This window comes from Variovorax glucosi, assembly GCF_051216695.1.
Lineage (GTDB): Bacteria > Pseudomonadota > Gammaproteobacteria > Burkholderiales > Burkholderiaceae_C > Variovorax.
Genome location: NZ_JBPJZE010000001.1, coordinates 1,629,814 through 1,651,069 on the forward strand (window position 1 = coordinate 1,629,814; position 21,256 = coordinate 1,651,069).

Below are 21,256 nucleotides of genomic sequence, written 5' to 3' on the forward strand. Positions count from 1 at the left end.
GGTCCACAATCGGTCCGATCGTCAAGGAGCGCCTATGAAATTTTCGACTCAGGTCAAGCCCATCAGCTACCTCAAGAGCCACGCCGCAGAAATTGTGAGGGAAATTTCCGAGAGCCGAAAGCCGATGCTCATCACTCAGAACGGTGAAGCCAAACTGGTCGTGATGGACGTCCGCTCGTATGAAGAGCACGAAGCGACCCTTGCGCTGCTGAAGCTATTGGCCATCGGAAACCGCGAGATCGAGGAAGGCAAGTTCCGCCCAGCAGCAGAGCTTTTCGCCGAGTTGGATAAAGAAAATCGGCAGTGAAGGTTGTAGTCCTCCAATCGGCAGAAGCCGATCTAAAGAATCTGAAAAGCTACATCGTTGCGAAATTCGGCATCGAAGCTTGGGTGACAAGCTACGCGAAGATCAAGGAATCGGTAGCGATGATCCAGTCCAACCCCAAAGCGGGCCGAATACCGGTGGAACTGGAACGACTCGAAATCGCCCAATACAGGCAGGTTCTTTCCGGCATGAATCGGATCACCTACGAGGTCCGGGGCGATGTCGCGTACATCCATGTCCTCTGCGATTCACGGCGCGACCTTCAATCGCTGCTCATGAACAGACTCGTCAATCGTCACTGACCAAGCCACGCCTCACACCTTGTTCGTATAGCTCGCATTCCCCAGCCCGGTCCCGATCGTCAGCACTCCCCAGTGCTTCACGTCCCGCATGAACGGTACTTCGCTCAGGCCCTGGACCACCGCGTCGTTGTGCATGCGGACCATCGCGGGACGCTTGTCGATCGGCGGCAGCTTCTTGCTCAATGCGCTTGGCAGATGGAAGGTGTCGCTCTCCCAGTCGCCGGGCAGGTTCTGGGTGCCGCTGGCGATGGAGCCGTCCTTGCGGATCTGGCCGGGGCAGGCAATGCCGACGAAAGGCGCGAGCCGGATTCCCTCTCTCTTGCTGTACTGTATGAGTTCCTCCAGCATTTCGACCAGCTTGTCGACCAGACCGCCGCGGCTCGGCTTGTCGTCCGCATGTCGCCATTTCCGACGCTGGATCACCTTCGCTTTCGACATGTCCCTGGCTCGCTTCGTCCGCATCTTGACGATGCCGCAACGCAGGTTCGTGCCCCCGATGTCGACCGCAAGAATCGCGTCGTGGTGCTTTAGCAATTCGGGCGGCGCCAGATGCACCCAGCCGAGCAGTCCGCCGTCGTCGACCTCGTGCGACAGGCGCGCCAGAGGAACCTTCACTTTCAGGTCCAGCAGCATGGCCGAAGCCTGCAGGATCGCGCGCTCGCCGACATCGCTTTCCGGAAAGCCACCGCCGATCACGATGCGCTCGACTTTCTTCCAGGAAGGCTCTTTCAGGAAACGCCGCACCACATAGGCCAGCCCCTCCGCGAATTCCTCGATCACGCCGTGCAGCATGTCGGCGCCTTCCGAAGCCTTGTCGCCTGCCAGCAGACGATCGAGTTCCGACTTCGAAAGTTCGCGCGAATGCACATCGCGAAACGGGTCCGAGCCCTTCTCGCGGCGGCGTTCGCGCCACTCTTCGAGCAACTCGCGGAACGCCGTCTGGCTCGCCTGGTCGCCGGCGAAACCATCCTTGTCGCGCACCATCAGGCTGTAACCGTTGACCAGGACGGACGGCAGTTCGCGCGCGCCATGGGCTTCCTCCAGCGTGAACAACTCGAGCCCGTCGTATTTGTCGCCGCTCTTGTCTCTCTTGTCGGAGGTCTTCGTCATGGTCTCTTTCGCGATGAATACAGCCTCCAGAACGTCGACCGCAACGCAGCCGGCGTCGATCGGTCCGGCACACCAGCGGCTGTAGGAAACAGGCGTGATTCGCAGAACCCTTGCAGAGCGCGACATAAACTTTCCCGATGCATACGCTCAAGAATCTTCTGCCGCTCCGCATGATGCTGATCCTGCTTGCGCTGGCCGCGTGTTTCGCGACGGCCACCGCAGATGCGCAACAGACGCAGAAGGCCGCAGCGTCGTCGGGCGAGCTGCGCGTTGGCTCCAAGCGCTTCACCGAGTCGTACATCCTTGCCGAGCTGATGGCGCAGACGGCAGCGCCGCATCTGCAGAAACCTCCAGTCGTACGGCAGGGTCTGGGCAATACGGCCATCGTCTACAGCGCGTTGCGCTCGGGCGACATCGATCTCTATGCCGAATACACCGGCACCATTGCGCTGGAAATACTCAAGGGCGTTGCGACGAGCACGACGGGCACGACCGGCTCCGGGTCGATGACCCGCGAAACCATGAACGCCGCGCTCGCGCCGCTCGGCCTCGGCGTGGCGATTCCGCTCGGATTCAACGACGGCTACGCGCTGGCCATGCGCGCAGCCGATGCCGACAGGCTGCAGATCCGCACGCTGTCCGATCTCGCGCGACATCCCGAACTCAAGCTCGGCCTGTCGAACGAATTCATCGGGCGCGGCGACGGCTGGCAGGGCCTGTCTGCGCGCTACGGCTACACGCAGAAGCCGACCGGACTCGACCACGGCCTGGCCTACGACGCCATCGCCGCGAAGCAGATCGACGTGATCGACATCTACACCACCGACGCCAAGATCGACCATCTCGGCCTGCGCGTGCTCGAAGACGACCGTGCTTACTTCCCGCGCTACGACGCCGTCGTGCTCTACCGACTCGACCTGCCGGCGCGCCAGCCGCAGGCCTGGGCAGCGCTGCAGAAGCTCGAGGGCCGCATCGACGAACGCGCCATGATCGCGATGAACGCACGCGCCGAACTGCAGGGTGCGGCGTTCGACGTCATCGCGCGCGACTTCCTGGCCGGCGGACCGGCAGCGGATGCGTCGCGCGGCTTCGCGGCAAAGCTGTTCGGCGACGACCTGGGCCGGCTGGCGCGACAGCACCTGTTCCTGGTGGCGGTTTCCGTCGGCTTGGCGATGCTGATCGGCGTGCCGATCGCCGTGCTGGTCTTTTCGCATGCGCGAACGAGCGCCGTGGTTCTGGGCATCGCAGGTCTGATGCAGACGGTGCCGTCGCTGGCATTGCTGGCAGTACTGATCTCGCTGCTGGGCGCCATCGGCACGCTGCCGGCACTGATCGCTTTGACGCTCTATGCGCTGCTGCCGATCATGCGCAACACCGTCACCGGCCTCGCCGAAGTCCCAGCCGGCGTACGGCAGGCCGGCACCGCGCTCGGCATGACGTCGGCGCAGAACCTGCGCCATGTCTTGCTGCCGCTCGCACTGCCGACCCTGCTGGCAGGCGTGCGCACCGCGACGGCCATCGCCATCGGCACGGCGACGATCGCCGCTTTCATCGGCGCTGGCGGATTCGGCGAGCGCATCGTTACCGGGCTTGCGCTGAACGACCGGCAGCTGCTGCTGGCCGGTGCATTGCCGGCTGCGGCGATGGCGCTGTTCAGCGAACTACTGTTCGAAATCGTCGACCGGCTGTTGCTTCGCCGACCCGGCTGACGCATGCCCCATGCCCCGAACTCCGGACATCCTCAAGCTCCCAGCTCCTTCCATCGCAGCAGTCCGTCGAGTGCCGGGCAGAGTTGCTGCCCCCAATCGGTCATTCGATAGTCGACGGCCGGAGGCGACTGCTCGTGAACCGTTCGACAAACGATACCGTCGGCCTCCAGCTGACGAAGTTGCTGGGTCAGCATTTTTTGGGAGATACCGGTCACTCGCCGCTCCAGGTCGGAGAACCTGAGCACCTTGCCGTCGAACAGGTTGAACAGAATCACCAGCTTCCAGCGCTGATGGAGAAGGCTGAAGCAAGCCTCGGTTCGATGGCGGCAGACAAGGGCGTATGCGCCTTGCGCGCCGGCGCGATGAAAGGACTTACTTCCAGGTGCGTTCTTGGTATGGCGCAAGCATAAGGGGAGCATGGCGTTCCTTCATCAAGAACCTCTCCGCGAGAAGCCCGATCATGACCATCCCTTTCCCGCCTGCCATCACACGCTACTTCGCCGCACAGAACGCCGTCGACCACACCGGCTTCGCCGGTTGCTTTGCCGCCACGGCGGTCGTGCGGGACGAAGGGCATACGCACGAAGGATTGCCATCGATCCTCGACTGGAAAAAATCGACGGATGCCAGATATCGGGTTCGCATGACGCCGCTCGGCATCCATCGAGAGGACGAAGATTTCCTCGTGCTCGTGCATCTCGTCGGTAACTTTCCCGGAAAACAGACCGACCTCGTACATCGCTTCACTATTCGGGACGAGCTGATCGAAGCGCTCGAGATCCGCTCCCCCGTCGAACTCGAAGGCCGTCGGGCATTGGTCACCGGTGGCACCAAAGGCATCGGCGCGGCCGTTGTTGAACGACTCGTGCGCGATGGCGCGAGGGTGCTTGTCGCGGCGCGCGGCAAACCGGCTGACTCGGCCGACTTCGACTTCATATCGGCAGATGTGTCCACGGCTGCGGGCTGTTTCGAGGTCGCGAAAGCGGTCGCAGATCGTTTCGGAGGTGTGGATATCGTCGTGCATGTGCCGGGCGGCTCGACCGCTCCGGCGGGCGGCTTCGCCGTACTCGACGACGAGGAATGGGACAACGCGCTGGCAGTGAACCTCTATGCTGCGGTGCGACTCGACCGGGCACTCCTGCCGGGCATGCTGGTACGCGGCAATGGTGTCGTCGTCCACGTCACGTCCATCCAGCGACAGATGCCGCTGCCGGAGGCGACGACCGCTTATGCCGCAGGCAAGGCTGCGTTGTCGACGTACAGCAAGAGCCTGTCCAAGGAGGTCGGTCCCAAGGGCGTGCGCGTGGTTCGCGTGGCGCCGGGATGGGTCGAGACGGATGCGTCGGTTAGGCTCGTCGAACGCATCGCCAAAGAGAACGGCACTGACTACGCAGCCGCCGAAAAATCGCTCATGACGTCTCTCGGCGGCATACCGATCGGGCGGCCTGCGAAGCCACACGAGGTGGCCGATCTCATCGCATTCCTGGTCTCGAAGAGGGCGGCTTCCATCTCGGGTGTCGAATACGTCATCGACGGCGGCACGCTACCGATCGCCTGAAGAAGCCGCCCGGATCAGGCCAGCGTGTACGCCGTCTTCACCACCGTGAAGAATTCCTGCGCGTACTTGCCCTGCTCCCTCGGCCCGTAGCTCGATCCCTTGCGGCCGCCGAACGGCACGTGATAGTCCACACCCGCCGTCGGCAGGTTGACCATCACCATGCCGGCCTGGCTGTGGCGCTTGAAGTGCGTCGCGTACTTGAGACTTGTCGTGGCGATACCTGCCGACAGACCGAAGTCGGTGTCGTTGGCGGTTGCCAGCGCTTCTTCGTAGTCCTTCACGCGGATCACGCTGGCGACCGGGCCGAAGATCTCCTCGCGGTTGATGCGCATCGACGCGGTCGACTCGCTGAACAGCGCAGGCGCCATGTAGAAGCCATCGGTGTCGAGCTTCAGGCGCTGGCCGCCGGCTGCGAGCGTCGCTCCTTCGTTGCGGCCAATGTCGATGTAGCTCAGATCCTGGTCGAGCTGGCTCTGGCTGGAGACCGGGCCGACGTCGGTGCCTGCGGTCAGCGCGTCGCCGACCTTGATCTTCGCCATGCGTGCCTGGATCGCCTCGATGTACTTCGGATAGATGCCGGCGGTCACGATGAAGCGGCTTGATGCCGTGCAGCGCTGGCCGGTTGCATAGAACGCGCTCTGCACGCTGAGCTCGACGGCTTGCGCCAAGTCGGCATCGTCGAGCACGACCTGCGGGTTCTTTCCGCCCATCTCCAACTGGACCTTCTTGTGGTTGGTCGCGCACTGCACCGCGATGCGGCTGCCCACGCCGACCGAGCCGGTGAAGCTGATCGCATGAATGCCCGGATGGTTGACCAGCGCATCGCCGATCACGCTGCCGCGACCCATCACGAGGTTGAACACGCCGGCCGGAATGCCCGAGCGGCTGATGATCTCCGCCAGCGCCCATGCGCTGCCAGGCACCAGGTCGGCCGGCTTCAGCACCACGCAGTTGCCGAAAGCCAGCGCCGGCGCGATCTTCCATGCGGGAATCGCGATCGGGAAGTTCCACGGCGTGATGAGGCCGACGACGCCGACCGGTTCGCGCGTGATCTCTACGCCGATGTTCGGGCGCACCGACGGAATCGTCTCGCCCGAAAGCCGCAGGCATTCGCCGGCGAAGAACTTGAAGATCTGGCCGGCGCGCATGACTTCGCCGATGCCTTCGGGCTTGGTCTTGCCTTCTTCGCGCGCGAGCAGCGTGCCGAGTTCTTCCTTGCGGGCGAGGATCTCGTTGCCGATCTTGTCGAGCGCATCGGAGCGCATCTGGATGCCGCTGGTGGACCATGCGGGAAAGGCCGCCGTCGCCGCAGCAACTGCCGCATCGACGTGGCTGGTATCGCCCTGCGTGTATTCGGCAATGGTGTCGGCGAGGTTGGACGGGTTCAGGTTGGGGCTGTAGCTGTTGCCCTTGGTCCATTCGCCGCCGATGAGGTTGTCGTGTTGCTGCATGTGTAGGAACCTTGATGTGGAAATGGATCAGACCGGCGGACGCACGGCCTGGCGGGCCAGCAGCTTCCATGTGCCGCCCTGTTGTTGCCAGACGCCGAGGATCTTGATGCTGACCTTGCCGGGCTTGCCCGAATCGTTGGTGTCGGCGGTGAGAGTGTGGCGCACGATGGCGACGCCGTCGACGATGCGGATCGTCTGGTCGGTGATGACCAGCGTGACGAAATCGGACTTGCCGTCCATCAGGTCGCCGATGAAGCTGGCCTTGGTGTCGACCTTGCCGCCCGAATGGCCGTAACTGAGTTCGGCCGCCAGCAGCGGATCGAGTGCGGCAGGCGTCGGGTCGATCATTGCCAGACGCAGCTTTTCGGCTGCGGCTGCGACGGCTGCAGGCGCCATCGCATCGGTCTGGCGCGGCATGTACATGCAGCCGCCGACTGTGATGAAAGCGACCGAGGCCGCTGCGATGAGGATGAGTTTCTTGATCATTTTTGTCTCTCGTTGTTGTTGATGAACTCTCGATTGTCCGGAGGCCGACGGACTTACTGTGGACCAAGTTTGTCGATCAGCGCTTTCAGTTCTTCCATCTCGTTCGGCTTCAGATCGGTCAGCGGTGCGCGCACGGGACCTGCGTCGTGGCCAACGATCTTGGCACCGGCCTTCACGATGCTCACGGCGTAGCCCGCCATCTTGTTGCGGATGTCGAGATATGGCATGAAGAAGTCCTTCAGCAGGCGATGCTGGGTGTCCAGGTCGTCGGTGCGGACAGCTTCGTAGAAATCGACCGCGGTCTTGGGAATGAAATTGAACACGGCCGACGAATAGACCGGCGTGCCGAGCGCCTTGTAAGCCGCGGCGTAGACCTCGGCCGTCGGCAGTCCGCCGAGATAGGCAAAGCGGTCGCCCATGCGCTGGTAGATCGCGACCATCGCTTCGATGTCGCCGACGCCGTCCTTGAAACCCACCAGGTTCAGGTTGCGCTCGGCCAGGCCGGCCAGCGTTTCCGGCTTTAGACGGCTGCTGGCGCGGTTGTAGACGATGACGCCGAACTTCACGCTCTTGCAGACCGCTTCGACGTGCGCCGCGAGGCCTTCCTGACCGGCTTCGGTCAGGTAGTGCGGCAACAGCAGGATGCCGTGCGCGCCGGCTTTTTCGGCGGCCTGCGCGCATTGGATGGCGAAGCGCGTCGGGCCGCCCGCGCCGGCGATGATCGGCACCACGCCGCGGCAGGTGTCGACGGCGGTCTGGATGATGCCGGGGTATTCGTCGCCGGTCAGCGAGAAGAATTCGCCGGTGCCGCCTGCCGCGAACAGCGCGCTGGCGCCATACGGTGCGAGCCATTCGAGGCGCTTCTCATAGCCCTGCTTGTTGAAGTCGCCATTCGCATGGAAATCGGTGAGCGGGAACGACAGCAGGCCGGAGCCCATGATGGATTTGAGTTCTTGCGGATTCATGGCAGACGTCTTTTGGATGGGAGGGAGGGGGACAAGCGGAAGTCGTGACGGGTCAGTCGAGGCGGATGTCGGCCTGCTTCACGACCGCGGCCCAGCGCGCGCGTTCCTTGTTGAAGAACTGCTCTTCTTCGACGGGCGACATGGTCACGACTTCGGCGCCTTGGCCGGTGAGGCGCGCACGGATGTCGGCCGACCGGATGATCGTGACCAGTTCCTTGTTGAGCCTGTTGACGATCGCATCCGGCGTGCCGCGCGAAACCTTCACGCCCTGCCAGGTGCCCGACTCGTAGCCGGGAACGCCCTGCTCGGCGATGGTCGGCACGTCGCCGATCAGCGGCATGCGCGTCGCCTTGGAAACGCCAAGCACCTTCAGCTTCCCGCCCTGCACCTGCGGCAACGTGGCGAGCATGCCGTTCATGAGCACCTGCGTCTGGCCGGCAACCGTGTCCTGTACCGCCTGAACGCCGCCCTTGTACGGCACGTAGGTCCACTTGGCGCCGCTCGCGCGTTCGAGTGCCACGCCCGCCAGATGGGCCGCGCTGCCGGTGGCCGTGACGGCGAAGTTCAGGTCGGAAGTCTTGGAAAGCGCGACCAGTTCCTTCAGATTGTTTGCCTTGACCGACGGATGCACGACCAGCAGATGCGGCGAGTACGCCAGCATTGCCACGCCGCGCAGGTCCTTCGACGGATCGAAGGCCAGCTTGGTGTAGACCGACGGGCTGATCGCCAGCGCGCCGACATCGCACAGCAGGATGTTGTAGCCGTCGGGCGCGGACTTGGCGACGAAGTCGGCGCCGAGGTTTCCGTTCGCACCCGGACGGTTCTCGACCAGCACCGTCTGGTTCAGCGCGGCCGACAAGGGCACGCTCAGCGCGCGCGCAATGATGTCGGACGACCCGCCCGGCGGGTACGGCACGATGATCTTGATCGGTTTCGACGGCCAGGCGGCCTGCGCCGAAGCGGTCATCGGAACGACGGTCAGCGCGACGATGAAGGCGGATGACAGTGCGGTGGAACAGGATGCAGTGAAGCGGCGGCGGGTTGGCATGTCGAGTCTCCGTTGGTTGTGACCAAGCTATCGAATGCCTTTCGACATCCAGAGTGGTCAGTCATCGTACAACTCAAAGAATGACCTGTCCAGTACCGGACAGGCTCCTCGCTCAGGTTTTGCGCATGGCTGCCTTGTCGGCCGCCTGCGCCGCTTCCTGCGCGGTTCGCAGCCGTTCCCGGCTGTTGGTGAGATGGATGCGCATCGCCGCCCTTGCCGACTCCGAATCGCGACGCGCGATGGCCGCGTAGATCTCTTCGTGCTCGCGGTTGACGCGGCTCAGGTACGCGCCACCACGATCGTGGTTGCGGATGGCGCTGATGCGGGTGCGCGGGATGATCGTGGTGCCGAGGTGGCTCATGATGTCCGCGAAATACGGGTTCCCGGTCGACTGGGCGATCTGCAGATGGAAGCGGAAATCCGGCGCCACCGTATCGCCCGCCACGCCGACGTTGCGCTCGAAATCGTCCAGCGCCTGTCGCATCGCCTGCAGCTGCTCCTCCGTGCGGCGGATGGCGGCAAGGCCGGCGGATTCGGTTTCCAGGCTGATGCGCAGCTCCAGCACCGCCAGCACGTCGACCGAAGTGACGATGTCGCCGGCGTCGAGCCTGAAAACGGTGCTCGTGCGCTGCTGCATGACGAAGGTGCCGACGCCATGGTGCGTCTCGACCAGGCCGGCCGCCTGCAGCTTCGAAAGCGCCTCGCGCACCACGGTGCGGCTCACGCCGAAGGCCGTCATGATTTCCGACTCGGTCGGCAGCTTGTCGCCGGGGCGCAAGGCGCCGTCCCGGATACGGGCGCCGAAGTCGTCGACCAGGTTGTGCGCAAGGCCCCTGCCGCGTGTTCGCGGCCGCTCCAGGTAGGACGTCTCGGGCATGGTGGGAACTTCTGTTGACAGGCGGGCCATCGGCTCATGATAATCGTCCGAGAAGTTGTACGACAACAGATAACTAATGAGAGACGAGCAACCGATGAGCGATTCGACCGTCACATCCCGCCTTCCCCGACTGCTGCTGACAGGTGCGGCCGGCGGCCTCGGCAAGGAGTTGCGCGAACGACTCAAGCCCTTCGCGGATGTCATCCGGCTGTCCGACATCGCACCCATGGCACCGGCTGCCGGCTCGCAGGAAGAAGTCGTCGTCTGCGATCTGTCCGACAAGTCGGCCGTCGATGCGCTCGTCGCCGGATGCGACGCCATCGTGCATCTGGGTGGCGTCTCGGTGGAGCGGCCTTTCGAGGAGGTACTCGAAGGCAACATCCGCGGCGTCTTCCACGTCTACGAAGCGGCGCGGCGCCACGGCGCGAAGCGCGTCGTCTTCGCCAGCTCGAACCACACGATCGGCTTCTACAGGCAGGATCAGGAAATCGACGCCGGCGCACGCAGGCGTCCGGACGGCTACTACGGCCTCTCGAAATCCTTCGGCGAGGACATGGCGCAGTTCTACTTCGACCGCTACGGAATCGAGACGGTCAGCATCCGCATCGGCTCCTCGTTCCCGAAACCGCACAACCGCCGGATGATGAGCACCTGGCTCAGCTACCGCGACCTGACCTCGCTGATCGAGAAATCGCTGTTCACGCCGGACGTGAAGCACACCATCGTCTACGGCGTGTCGGCCAACCGCGATGTGTGGTGGGACAACAGCCAGGCGGCGCATCTGGGATACGTCCCGCAGGACACGTCGGAGGTGTTTCGCGACGAGATCGAGGCGCAGCTGCCGGTGGATCCGAGCGATCCGAACGCGATCTACCAAGGCGGCGGCTTCACCGCACAAGGCCCGTTCGCCTGAACGTGCCATGCAAGCCGAACTCGTCATCGATGCGCGCAATGCAACCGGCGAGAGCCCGGTCTGGCTGGCATCCGAACAGTCGCTCTACTGGGTAGACATTCCCGCGAAGCAGCTCAACCGCTGGACGCCGTCCACCGGCGACCTGATGACATGGACCGGCGACGAAATGCTGGCCTGCATCGCGCCGCGTGCCGGCCGCCCCGGGCAATGGATCGCCGGCATGGAAAGCGGCCTCTTCGCCATCGCGACGCGCGACGACGGCACGCTTGCCAGCACGCCGCTGACCCGCGCGCCGCATGCGATGCACGGCATGCGCTTCAACGACGGCCGATGCGACCGCCAGGGCCGGTTCCGGGCCGGCACGATGCTGATGGACATGGCGGCGGGCCGCGATGTCGGACGGCTCTATCGCTACCAGGCGGATGTCGATGCCGAAGTCGCGCTGCGGCTGGAACTCGACGCGCTGCTGGTGCCGAACGGCCTGGGTTTCAGCCCCGATGGCCGCACGATGTACCTCTCGGACTCCCATCCTTCGGTGCAGACGATCTGGGCCTTCGACTACGACATCGAAACCGGCGCGCCGCACAACCGCCGCGTCTTCGTCGACATGAATCCGCTGCCCGGTCGCCCCGACGGCGCTGCGGTCGATGCCGACGGCTGCTACTGGATCTGCGGCAACGATGCGGGTCTGATCCACCGTTTCACGCCCGACGGCCGGCTCGACCGGTCGCTCGCCGTGCCGGTGAAGAAGCCGGCGATGTGCGCCTTCGGCGGCGCGCAGCTCGACACCCTTTTCGTGACCTCGATCCGCCCGGGCGGCGATCTGTCGGACCAACCGCTGGCCGGAGGCGTTTTCGCGCTGCGGCCGGGCGTGCAGGGTCTGCCGGAACCTGCCTGTAGTTTTTAACAAGCAAGACCGATAAGTGAGACAAGAAATGAAGATCCAACGCACCCTCGTCGCCGTCGCCTGCGCCGCTGCAGCCAGCTTTGCCGGCTTTCAGGCGCAAGCCACCGAATTCCGTTCGGCCGACATTCACCCGGACGACTACCCGACCGTCACCGCGGTCAAGTTCATGAGCGAGCGGCTCAAGGCGCTCTCGGGCGGCAAGCACACCATCAAGGTGTTCAACAACAGCTCGCTGGGTCAGGAGAAGGACACCATCGAGCAGACCAAGATCGGCGCGCTCGCAATGGTTCGCGTGAACATCGCGCCGATGAACAACATCTGCGCCGAGACGCAGGTGCCGACGATGCCGTTCCTGTTCCGCTCGGTCGACCATCTGCACAAGGTGCTCGACGGCCCGATCGGCGAGGAGATCCTGAAGTCGTGCGAGAAGCAGGGCTTCATCGGCCTCGCCTACTACGACAGCGGCGCGCGTTCGATGTTCACCGCCAAGCGCGCAGTGCGCAACTTCGCCGACATGAAGGGCTTGAAGGTCCGCGTGCAGCAGTCGGACCTGTGGGTTTCGATGATCGAGGCGATGGGCGCCAACGCCACCCCGATGCCGATGGGCGAGGTCTACACCGGGCTCAAGACCGGCCTGATCGACGCTGCCGAAAACAACTACCCGACCTACGAAAGCGCCCGTGCCTTCGAGGTCGCCAAGTACTACACCAGGACCGAGCATTCGATGGCGCCGGAGATGCTGCTGTTCTCCAAGCGCGTCTGGGACAAGCTGTCGCCCGAAGAGCAGGGCTGGGTCCGTCAGGCGGCCAAGGAATCGGTGCCCTACATGCGCCAGCAGTGGGAAGCGCGCGAAGTGAAGTCGCTAGCCACGGTCAAGGCCGGCGGCGCCGAGATCATCGAGATCGACAAGGCGCCGTTCCAGGCCGCGATGAAGCCGGTGTACGACAAGTTCATCGTCGACGCGCGGCTCAAGGACCTGGTCAAGCGGGTCCAGGACACGAAATAAGGTTTTCTTCCTTCCTCCTTTCCCATGTACACCAAACTTTGCCGCACGCTCGCGCGTGCCTGCATGTGGCTGGGCATCGTCGGGCTCGTCGCGGTGATCTGCGCCGTGACCTGGCAGGTGTTCGGCCGCTACGTCCTCAACAACACGCCCACCTGGGCCGAGAGCCTGGCGCTGCTGCTGGTGCTCTACGTGACGATGTTCGGCGTCGCCGTCGGCGTGCGCGATGCGGGCCACATCGGACTCGAATCGATGCTGGTGCTGGCACCCGACTGGCTGCGCCTGAAGATGGAATTCCTGATCCATTTCCTGGTGATGGTCTTCGGCGCCGCGATGGCGTGGAACTGCGCCCTGCTAGCCGAGTCGGTGTGGGACTACCGCCTGCCGACGCTGTGGATTTCCGAAGGCTGGAAGTACGTGCCGGCGACGATCGCCGGCGTGCTGATCGTCATGTTCTCGATCGAACACATCATCGCTTTGGCCAAGGGCCGCGAAGTCGAACCCGCCTGGGGCTGAGCAAGAAAAAATGACGATCCCTCTCCTGATCCTCTGCGTGTCGTTCACGCTGTTTCTGCTGCTCGGCGTGCCCGTCGCGTTCTCCATCGGGCTGTCGGCGCTCGCCACGCTGGCCTACGAAGGCCTGCCGCTGGCGGTGGGCTTCCAGCAGATGACGTCCGGCATGGGCATCTTCTCTTTCCTGGCGATCCCGTTCTTCATCTTCGCGGGCGAACTGATGCTGTACGGAGGCATCGCCGACCGCATCGTCAATTTCGCGCGCAACCTGGTAGGCCACGTGCGCGGCGGATTGGGCATGTCGAACGTGGTGGCCTGCACGCTGTTCGGTGGCGTCTCGGGCTCGCCCGTGGCGGACGTCTCGGCCATGGGCGCTGTGATGATCCCGATGATGAAGAAGGAGGGCTACCACGCCGACTACGCGGTCAACGTGACGACCCACGCGGCGCTCGTCGGCGCGCTGATGCCGACCAGCCACAACCTGATCATCTATTCGCTCGCAGCAGGCGGAAAGGTGTCGATCGCGGCACTGATCCTGGCTGCTCTGCTGCCGGCCGCGATCCTGACGATCAGCAACCTCGCGGCTGCGTATCTCGTCGCGGTGAAGCGCGGCTATCCGGCCGGCACATTCCCGGGATGGGCCATCGTCGCGCGCTCGTTCGCTGCGGCGCTGCCGGGACTGTTCATCGTCGTGCTGATCCTCGGCGGCATCCTGTCGGGCATCTTCACGGCGACCGAATCGGCTGCGGTGGCGGTGCTGTATGCGCTGGCGCTGACGATCTTCCTGTACCGCACGCTGAAGTGGGAGCATTTCATCAAGGCGGCGTCGAAGGCAGTGCGCACGACCGGCGTGATCCTGCTGCTGATCGGCATCTCGAGCACCTTCGGCTATCTCATCAGCCTCTACGGCGTCGCCGAGCTGACGGGGCAGATGCTCTCGCAGATCACCAGCACGCCGTGGATCATCTTCCTGATGATCAACGTGATCCTGTTCGTGCTCGGCACCTTCCTGGACATGGCCGCGACCATCCTGCTGTGCACACCGATCTTCCTGCCGATCGCGCAGCAGTACGGCATGACCTCGGTGCAGTTCGGCATCGTGCTGCTCATCAACTGCGCGCTGGGGCTGAACACGCCGCCGGTCGGCACCACGCAGTTCGTCGGCTGCGCGATCGGCGGCATTTCGGTCGGCGCGGTGATGAAGACGATCTGGCCGTTCTACGGCGCGCTGATCTTCGCGCTGGGGCTGGTGACTTTCGTGCCGGCGTTCTCCACATGGCTGCCGAGCATGTTCATGGTTGTCCGGTAATCGCTCGAAGAAGAAAAGCAGAGGCAGAAACATGGAAGACCTGAAAGGCAAGACCGCTCTCATCACCGGCGCGAGCACTGGCATCGGTGCTGCGGCCGCCATCGCTTTCGGCGCACGCGGCGTGCGCGTCGCGGTGCACTACAACCAATCGGCTGCGGAAGCGAAAAAGGTGGTCGAGACCATCGTCGCGGCTGGCGGCGAAGCCTTCGCGATCCAGGGCGACGTGCGCGACAGCGCGGCGATCGTCCGCGTGGTGCGCGAGACCAACGAACGCCTCGGCAGCATCGACATCCTGGTGAACAACGCGGGCAGCCTGGTCAAGCGGGTGCCGATCGCCGAGTTCGACGATGCGCTGTTCGACGACGTGCTGCACATCAACGCACGCTCGGTGCTGGCGTTCTGCCGCGAAGTCGTGCCGCTGATGCGCGCCCGCGGCAAGGGCGGCAGCATCATCAACGTGTCATCGGTGGCGGCACGCAACGGCGGCGGGCCGGGCGCGTATCTCTATGCCGGCGCGAAGGGCTTCGTGAGCACCGCGACACACGGACTGGCCAAGGAACTGGCGCCGGACAACATCCGCGTCAACGCCGTCGCACCGGGCGTAATCCAGACGCCGTTCCACGACCGCTTCTCCACGCCCGCGCTGCTGGAAGCGATGCGCGCCGGCATCCCGATGGCGCGGATCGGCGAGCCGGACGAGTGTGCCGGCGCGTTCCTGTATCTCGCATCGGCGCAGATGTCGGGCTACGTGACAGGCCAGATCCTGGAAGTGAACGGCGGTCAGTACATGCCCTGAATGCGGCAGCGGAGCAATGGTGGCTTAGAGGAAGAACAATCGAGGAGACAGAAAATGAAGACCGGATTCACACGTCGCGCAGTCGCGCTTTCCACGCTGGCGACACTGGCTTTCGCTGGGCTTTCGGCGCCTGCCGCAGCGCAGACGGCAGCACAAAGCGCCGCAGCCAAGTTCCCGACCCGCAGCATCGAGCTTCTCGTGCCCTACCAGCCGGGCGGCGGCACCGACGGTCTGGCGCGTGCCTTTGCCGACGCGAGCCGCAAACACATTGACCAGAGCATCGTGATCGTCAACCGGCCCGGCGCCGGCGGTGCCATCGGCTGGACCGAAGTCATCAATGCCAGGCCGGACGGCTACAAGCTGGCGGTGCTTACCGTCGAACTGCTGACGCTGCCGCACCTAGGCCTGGCCAAGTTCAAATACGACGATTTCCAGCCGATCGCGCAACTCAACGCCGACTCCGCTGCGATCACGGTCAAGGCCGATGCGCCGTGGAACACGGTTGAGGAATTTCTCGCTGCGGCGAAGAAGGATCCGGAGAGCGTGCGTGTCGGCAATTCGGGCAACGGCTCGATCTGGCACCTTGCAGCAGCCGCGCTGGAAGACAAGACGGGCACGAAGTTCAACCACATACCGTTCCAGGGTGCGGCGCCTGCGGTGCTGGCGCTGCTCGGCGGCCACATCGAGGCCGTGGCCGTGAGCCCCGCCGAAGTCACGACGCATGTGCAGGGCGGCAAGCTCAAGGTGCTGATGGTCATGGCCGACAAGCGGGTCAAGGGCTTCGAGCAGGTGCCGACCGCGAAGGAACGCGGTATCGACCTGGTGATTGGCACATGGCGCGGCATCGGCGCACCGAAGAACACGCCGCCCGAGATCATGGCGCGGCTGCGCGACATCACAGCCAAGACGGCCGCAGAACCGCTGATGCACGAGGTCATGGCCAAGCAGAACCTCGGCTACGTCTACACCGACGGCGCCGTGTTCAAGGAGACGCTGGCCAAGGACGACGCATATTTCAAGGACCTGATCGTCAAGCTCAACCTGAAGCCATGAAGGGCTTCAGCGCCGGTTCGGCCGGAAGCCGAACCAGGCGCAGGCGGCCACCGGAATGCCGAGCGTCAGCCAGGCCAGCACATCGCCGATGCCGCCGTCGCTGAACAGCGCCGAGACGAGCCCGACACAGGTCAGGACGCCGAACGCAATCGGCCAGCCCCACAGCTTCCAGAATGCATGACGCGGCTTCACGAGCCCGCCTTCATCGCAGGCGAGGGCTGCGCCACATGCGGAACGTTCGAATCGCCGTGCGCATGTTTCTTGTCCTTCGCCGCATGCGGCACGCTGTTGCCACGCTTCAACCAGAGGTAGAGCCCGCTGCCCAGGACGACGATCGTCGCGATGTCGAGCAGCGCCCACAGGATCTGCATAGGCATGCCGCCGTAATCGCCGAAGTGCAGCGGCTGCGAGACCAGCAAGGCCGTGAGGTACCACGGCAGCTTCGGCGCCGCCGTGACCTGCGCTGTCTTGGCATCGACCAGCACCGGTTGCAGCAGCTTCGATGTGAACGGCTGATCGCCGCGCAGGAACACCGTCGTGTGATGCGGGCTGGAAAACGCCGTGCCCGGAAACGCGATGAAAGACACCTTCATGCCGGGCGCCCGGGCTTGCGCGACTTCGAGCGAGCGCTGGACCGACGCGCGTTCGGCGACCGGCACCGTCGGCTGGCCCTTGTACGGCGTCAGCAGAGCGCTGAGCTGGTCGTGCTGCCAGTACTTGATCACCAGGTCGGCCCAGGTATTGATCATCCCGGTGCCGCCGACCACGAAGGCCCAGACCAGCGTCACGATGCCCAGCATGTTGTGCAGGTCGAGCCACTTCAGGCGCGGCCGCTTGTCGCGCCGTACGGTGCCGAATTCGAGCTTGCGCATGAACGGCGAGTACAGCACCACGCCGGAGACGATCGCCACCAGCAGCAGCAGTCCCATGAAGCCGAGAAACAGCTTCCCCGGCAATCCGGCGAACAGGTCGACGTGCAGCTTGAACATCACATACATGAAGCCCTCGTCGAACTTCGGCTGCGCCAGCACTTCGGCCGTGCGCGCATCGACGACGACGGATTTGAAGTCGTCGGTCGGGTCCGGCGTCGGCGTGAGCGTGACGAACCACAGGTTGTCGTCGTCCTCGGAGTGCGACGCAAACTGAACCACGCGGTCCGGATGTTTGGCTTTCGCGACTTCGAGCACGCGGTCGAGGCTTGCGCGCGGCGTGTCCGCGGGCATCGTCGGCGACTCGACTTCCGTGCCGAGCAGGTGCCCGATCTCGTGATGGAAGATCAGCGGCAGGCCGGTGAGGCACAGCAGCAGCATGAAGACGGTGCAGACGAGGCTGCTCCACTTGTGGACCCAGGCCCAGGTCTTGATTTTTCGGCTGTTCATCGTGGTCGTCAGAATCGGTAAGTGGCACTGGCCACGACGTTGCGGCGCGCTCCGACCCAGCAGTCGCCACGCGACAGGCAGGTGCTGTAGTACGTCTTGTCGGTCAGGTTGTTGACGTTGAGCGCATAGCGCCACTGCGCCGTTTCGTACGCGAGCACCAGATCGACCAGGGCGACACCGGGAATGCGCGGGCCTTCGCCGGACGAACGATCGGCGAACGAACCCAGCAGCCGGACGCCGGCACCGGCGGAGAAACCGTTGATGCCGGCCACCGCGAACCGGTACTTGGCCCAGAAGCTGGCCTGGTTCTTCGGCAGTCCCTCGATCAGCGCATCCAAGTCGGTATAGGTGTAGTTGGCGATCATGTCGAGGTTTCGGCCGATCGAGCCCTTGGCCTCGAGCTCCAGACCGCGGGTCTTCGTCTTGCCGAGCTGGCTGAAGGTGACGGGTGTCGGCGAAGTGATCTGGTTCTTCTCGCGCAGGTCGTAGACCGCTGCGTTGAAGGCGACGGCACGCTCCGCGGGCTCGTACTTCACGCCGACTTCCCACTGCTCTCCCCGCAGCGGCCTGAACGTCTGCCCGAGCCTGGGCGACTGCGGCGTGAAAGACTCGGCATAGCTCACATAGGGCGACCAGCCTGCGGGCAGCGCATACATCACACCGAAGCGCTTCGTGGTCGCGCTGTCCTTCACATCGTTACTGCCCTCTGCGGCGGCCGTCGCGCGGTCGTGGCGCAGACCCGCGAGCAAGGTCCAGTTGTTCCACCTGATCTGGTCCTGTAGATAGATGCCGGCGTTGCGCTGCCGCGTGCGGGGCGAGGCGCTGCGATCGGGATCCGTGCCGGTGCCGTAGACCGGCGCATAGGCGTCGATGATGTCGAAGCCATAACCGCTCGCCGTGTCTTCGCGCTGGTTCGAGAAATCGGCGCCGGCCAGCAGCGTGTGCCTGACGTCGCCGGTCGCGAAATGGCCTTCGACATGGTTGTCGAGTGCCGCGATGCGCGTCTGCGTGAGCGAACTCGCGGTGTAGCGGCCGAGCAGCCGCTTGCCGACCGGGTCGGCAAACCAGCTGCCCGGGCTGGAGAACGAATCGCCGTAGCGGTACAGGCTGTCGTTCTCGTTGTGGGCAAGCCGGAAGTTCTGTCGCACCGTCCAGGTGTCGTCGAATTTGTGCTCGAACAGCCAGCCGATGCTCTTGCGCTCGCTGTCGTAACGGTCGCCGGGCTCGCCGATGAAGCGACTGGTCGGCAGCCGTCCGTTGGGGTTGGGCAGCAGCGTGCCTTCCCACGGGAAGAACTGCGACGTGCTGCCGCTCTTGTCCTTCTGCCAGAGCGCCTGCAGCGTCAGCGATGTCGCTGCGCTGGGGCGCCAGGTCAGCGAAGGCGCCAACAGGCTGCGGTCGTCTGGAACGTGATCGACCTGCGTGTCCGACTTGCGCTGTAGCGCGATCAGCCGGTACGACCAGTCGCCGTCCGCGCTCAGCGCGCCGGTCAGGTCGGCCTGGATCTGCTTGCGGCCGAAGCTGCCGAACTGAACACCGACCTCGCGCTGCGTTTCGACGAGCGGCCGCTTGGCGACCATGTTGACGATGCCCGCCACAGTGCCGGAACCGAAGAGCATGCCAGCCGGCCCGCGAAGCACTTCCAGCCGCTCCAGCAAGTAGGGGTCGGTGCGCGTCGTGCTGGTGTAGTAGCCGTATGCCTGGCGCAAGCCGTCCAGATAGACATCCGGGTTGCTGCCGCGAATGCGGACCGAGTCGCTACGAGAGTCGAGCCCGTAGGCATCGGGGCGCACGCCGGCCGCGTAGTTGAGCGCGTCCTGGATGTTGATGGCGCCCTGGTCGACGATCTGGTCGCGCGTGACGACCGTGACGGATTGCGGCGTCTCGGAAAGCGGCGCGTCGGTCTTGGTCGCCGTGGCCGCATTCCTGGCGCGATAGCCGATGACCGGCGCAACAGCGGTTTCGGGAGCGGCATTGGCATCGACGCGGATTTCCCGCAATGTCGTCGTGCCCGACGGGGTCGTCTGTGCCCATGCCGGCATCACCGCCTGAAGCGAGACGCAAGCCATCGCAACGGATGCCTTCGACAACTCCCTCGAAATAACCAGCTTCATGCGAATCGATCTTCTTACTAATGAGAAAGATTCGCATTCTAGTTTTCAACGGCTTGCGATTGCAAATCGACGCCGTTGCGCCGAATCGACAACCCTCAGGATTCGATACTTTGGGAAGCAGGCACCGCGTGTTCGGGATGCGCGTGATGGGCCACCACGCGATCGATGCGCCGTCCGTCCAGCGAGATGACCTCGAAGATCCAGCCCGCGCACTCGATACGTTCGCCGACTTTCGGCAGTTCGCCCGACACGGCCATCATCAGCCCGGCCACCGTGTTGTAGCGGCCACGCTCCTCTTCGGGCAGCTCCCGGATGCCCAGTCGTGCGCGCAATTCCGACACCGGCATCAGCCCGTCCAGCTCCCAGGCTCCGTCGGGGCGCCGCGTCGCCCAGGCCTCGGCCGTGAGGTTGGGCTGGAGTTCGCCGGTGATGGCTTCCAGCAGGTCGCGCGGTGTCATCAGCCCCTGCACGACGCCGTACTCGTCGACCACGAAGACCAGACGGCCGGCGCGCACGCGAAATTGTTCGAGAAGCTCCATGCCGGTCAATGTCTCCGGCACGAAAGACGCCGGCTGAGCGACGCGCTCGATCGGGCCCTCATGCTGCTGACCCAGCCGCAACAGGTGCGCGACGCTGATCACGCCGACCACGTCGTCGAGCGAATTGCGGCACACCGGATACCAGGAATGGACCAGGTTCAAGGCCCCGGCGTCGGCCACCTTCTGCAGGCTGGACCTGACGGTGTCCGCCGCATCGAGCCACTCGATGTCGGCGCGCGGCACCATGAGCGAACTCAGGCGTCGGTCGTCCAGGTGAAACACGTTGCGCACCATCTGGTGTTCATGCATCTCGATCACACCGGCGTCCACCCCCTCTTCCAGGCTCGCGGATATTTCCTCTTCGGTCACGGTACGTGCGGCGGACGAATCGATGCGCAGGAGCTTGAGCGTCGCGGCCGTGGCGCCGGACAGCAGCAGGACGAAAGGCTTGGCGCCGGTCGCCAGGCCGCGCATAGGACGCGAGACGAAACGCGCCACGCGCTCGGGATACAGCTGGCCGATCCGCTTTGGCACCAGCTCGCCGAAGATGATCGTGAAGAAGGTGATGCAGGTCACGACGACAGCGGTGGAAGCCACGCTGGCCGTGCCGGCGCCCATGCCGAAGCTCTCCATCCAGACGGAAAGCGGCGCAGCGAAAGCAGCCTCGCCGACGATGCCGCTCAGCATGCCGATGGACGTGATGCCGATCTGCACACTGGAGAGGAACTGCGTCGGATCCTCCATCAGCTTGAGTGCGGCAGCCGCGCCTGCGTCTCCCGTTTCGGCGAGCGCCGCGAGCCGTGCGCGCCGGCTGGTGGAGAGCGCCATTTCGGACATGGCGAACAACGCGTTGAGCGTCGTCAGCATGGCCAGCAGAAAGACATCCATGAACGAGGGAG

21 protein-coding genes and 1 pseudogene are annotated in these 21,256 nt (G+C 64.4%); 11 read left to right on the forward strand and 11 right to left on the reverse strand.

The genetic code is table 11. The annotated features are described in order from the left end of the window. The first annotated feature begins 34 nt into the window (after positions 1 to 34). Entirely contained in the window at positions 35 to 307 is a 273-nt protein-coding gene (locus tag ACSFA3_RS07675) for a type II toxin-antitoxin system Phd/YefM family antitoxin (RefSeq protein ID WP_435504768.1), read from the forward strand. Next, positions 304 to 627, forward strand: coding sequence for a type II toxin-antitoxin system RelE/ParE family toxin (locus ACSFA3_RS07680; protein WP_435504769.1), 324 nt, complete (start codon positions 304 to 306; stop codon positions 625 to 627). Before ACSFA3_RS07675 ends, ACSFA3_RS07680 begins: the two co-directional genes overlap by 4 nt. A 12-nt stretch (positions 628 to 639) precedes the next feature. Here ACSFA3_RS07680 and ACSFA3_RS07685 read toward each other — a convergent pair whose 3' ends face one another. Next, positions 640 to 1,863 (reverse strand): ROK family protein, encoded by a 1,224-nt coding sequence (locus ACSFA3_RS07685; protein ID WP_435504770.1) that lies wholly within the window; start codon positions 1,861 to 1,863, stop codon positions 640 to 642. 11 nt (positions 1,864 to 1,874) lie between these two features. Between ACSFA3_RS07685 and ACSFA3_RS07690 the strand changes: the two genes are divergently transcribed. Then, on the forward strand, positions 1,875 to 3,446 hold the full coding sequence (locus tag ACSFA3_RS07690; protein WP_435504771.1) for a glycine betaine ABC transporter substrate-binding protein: 1,572 nt from the start codon (positions 1,875 to 1,877) through the stop codon (positions 3,444 to 3,446). 32 nt (positions 3,447 to 3,478) lie between these two features. Here ACSFA3_RS07690 and ACSFA3_RS07695 read toward each other — a convergent pair. After that, positions 3,479 to 3,810 (reverse strand): annotated as a pseudogene (locus ACSFA3_RS07695) (winged helix-turn-helix transcriptional regulator). A gap of 414 nt (positions 3,811 to 4,224) precedes the next feature. On the opposite strand from ACSFA3_RS07695, the gene ACSFA3_RS07700 reads away from it, so the two are divergent. Further along, a complete protein-coding gene (locus tag ACSFA3_RS07700) occupies positions 4,225 to 5,004 on the forward strand; it encodes an SDR family oxidoreductase (protein ID WP_435504992.1) in 780 nt (259 codons plus the stop codon). A gap of 14 nt (positions 5,005 to 5,018) precedes the next feature. On the opposite strand, the gene ACSFA3_RS07705 is transcribed toward ACSFA3_RS07700, so the two are convergent. From ACSFA3_RS07705 to ACSFA3_RS07725, 5 genes are all read right to left on the reverse strand, one after another. Continuing rightward, a complete protein-coding gene (locus ACSFA3_RS07705) occupies positions 5,019 to 6,455 on the reverse strand; it encodes an aldehyde dehydrogenase family protein (RefSeq protein ID WP_435504772.1) in 1,437 nt (478 codons plus the stop codon). Positions 6,456 to 6,482: 27 nt separating this feature from the next. After that, entirely contained in the window at positions 6,483 to 6,941 is a 459-nt protein-coding gene (locus tag ACSFA3_RS07710; RefSeq protein WP_435504773.1) for a nuclear transport factor 2 family protein, read from the reverse strand. A gap of 53 nt (positions 6,942 to 6,994) precedes the next feature. Next, positions 6,995 to 7,906, reverse strand: coding sequence for a 5-dehydro-4-deoxyglucarate dehydratase (gene kdgD, locus ACSFA3_RS07715; protein WP_435504774.1), 912 nt, complete (start codon positions 7,904 to 7,906; stop codon positions 6,995 to 6,997). Between the two features lie 52 nt (positions 7,907 to 7,958). Further along, positions 7,959 to 8,954 carry a Bug family tripartite tricarboxylate transporter substrate binding protein gene (locus ACSFA3_RS07720; protein WP_435504775.1) on the reverse strand — a complete coding sequence of 332 codons (996 nt, stop codon included), beginning with the start codon at positions 8,952 to 8,954 and terminating at the stop codon, positions 7,959 to 7,961. A gap of 112 nt (positions 8,955 to 9,066) precedes the next feature. After that, positions 9,067 to 9,831 carry a FadR/GntR family transcriptional regulator gene (locus ACSFA3_RS07725; RefSeq protein ID WP_435504776.1) on the reverse strand — a complete coding sequence of 255 codons (765 nt, stop codon included), beginning with the start codon at positions 9,829 to 9,831 and terminating at the stop codon, positions 9,067 to 9,069. A gap of 94 nt (positions 9,832 to 9,925) precedes the next feature. On the opposite strand from ACSFA3_RS07725, the gene ACSFA3_RS07730 reads away from it, so the two are divergent. From ACSFA3_RS07730 to ACSFA3_RS07760, 7 genes are read left to right on the forward strand one after another with little or no spacing between them, the layout of a single operon-like run. Next, positions 9,926 to 10,744 (forward strand): NAD-dependent epimerase/dehydratase family protein, encoded by an 819-nt coding sequence (locus ACSFA3_RS07730; RefSeq protein WP_435504777.1) that lies wholly within the window; start codon positions 9,926 to 9,928, stop codon positions 10,742 to 10,744. Between the two features lie 7 nt (positions 10,745 to 10,751). Then, the gene (locus ACSFA3_RS07735) at positions 10,752 to 11,651 is read left to right on the forward strand and encodes an SMP-30/gluconolactonase/LRE family protein (RefSeq protein WP_435504778.1); all 900 of its coding nucleotides are present in this window, start codon (positions 10,752 to 10,754) and stop codon (positions 11,649 to 11,651) included. A 28-nt stretch (positions 11,652 to 11,679) separates the two neighbouring features. Continuing rightward, the gene (locus tag ACSFA3_RS07740; RefSeq protein ID WP_435504779.1) at positions 11,680 to 12,657 is read left to right on the forward strand and encodes a TRAP transporter substrate-binding protein; all 978 of its coding nucleotides are present in this window, start codon (positions 11,680 to 11,682) and stop codon (positions 12,655 to 12,657) included. Positions 12,658 to 12,681: 24 nt separating this feature from the next. Beyond that, positions 12,682 to 13,170 carry a TRAP transporter small permease gene (locus ACSFA3_RS07745; protein ID WP_435504780.1) on the forward strand — a complete coding sequence of 163 codons (489 nt, stop codon included), beginning with the start codon at positions 12,682 to 12,684 and terminating at the stop codon, positions 13,168 to 13,170. A gap of 10 nt (positions 13,171 to 13,180) precedes the next feature. Beyond that, a complete protein-coding gene (locus tag ACSFA3_RS07750; RefSeq protein WP_435504781.1) occupies positions 13,181 to 14,476 on the forward strand; it encodes a TRAP transporter large permease in 1,296 nt (431 codons plus the stop codon). A 31-nt stretch (positions 14,477 to 14,507) separates the two neighbouring features. Next, complete coding sequence (locus tag ACSFA3_RS07755; protein ID WP_435504782.1) at positions 14,508 to 15,272, forward strand: SDR family NAD(P)-dependent oxidoreductase; 765 nt, start codon at positions 14,508 to 14,510, stop codon at positions 15,270 to 15,272. A 54-nt stretch (positions 15,273 to 15,326) separates the two neighbouring features. After that, on the forward strand, positions 15,327 to 16,325 hold the full coding sequence (locus ACSFA3_RS07760) for a tripartite tricarboxylate transporter substrate binding protein (protein WP_435504783.1): 999 nt from the start codon (positions 15,327 to 15,329) through the stop codon (positions 16,323 to 16,325). Positions 16,326 to 16,331: 6 nt separating this feature from the next. Here the strand turns inward: ACSFA3_RS07760 and ACSFA3_RS07765 are convergent, their stop codons facing one another. From ACSFA3_RS07765 to ACSFA3_RS07780, 4 genes are all read right to left on the reverse strand, one after another. Next, entirely contained in the window at positions 16,332 to 16,517 is a 186-nt protein-coding gene (locus tag ACSFA3_RS07765; protein WP_435504784.1) for a hypothetical protein, read from the reverse strand. Next, a complete protein-coding gene (locus ACSFA3_RS07770; protein WP_435504785.1) occupies positions 16,514 to 17,704 on the reverse strand; it encodes a PepSY-associated TM helix domain-containing protein in 1,191 nt (396 codons plus the stop codon). The genes ACSFA3_RS07765 and ACSFA3_RS07770 overlap by 4 nt, the downstream gene beginning before the upstream one ends. An 8-nt stretch (positions 17,705 to 17,712) precedes the next feature. Beyond that, positions 17,713 to 19,818 (reverse strand): TonB-dependent siderophore receptor, encoded by a 2,106-nt coding sequence (locus ACSFA3_RS07775; protein WP_435504786.1) that lies wholly within the window; start codon positions 19,816 to 19,818, stop codon positions 17,713 to 17,715. A 95-nt stretch (positions 19,819 to 19,913) separates the two neighbouring features. Further along, the gene (locus ACSFA3_RS07780; protein WP_435504787.1) at positions 19,914 to 21,245 is read right to left on the reverse strand and encodes a hemolysin family protein; all 1,332 of its coding nucleotides are present in this window, start codon (positions 21,243 to 21,245) and stop codon (positions 19,914 to 19,916) included. Positions 21,246 to 21,256: the final 11 nt, after the last annotated feature.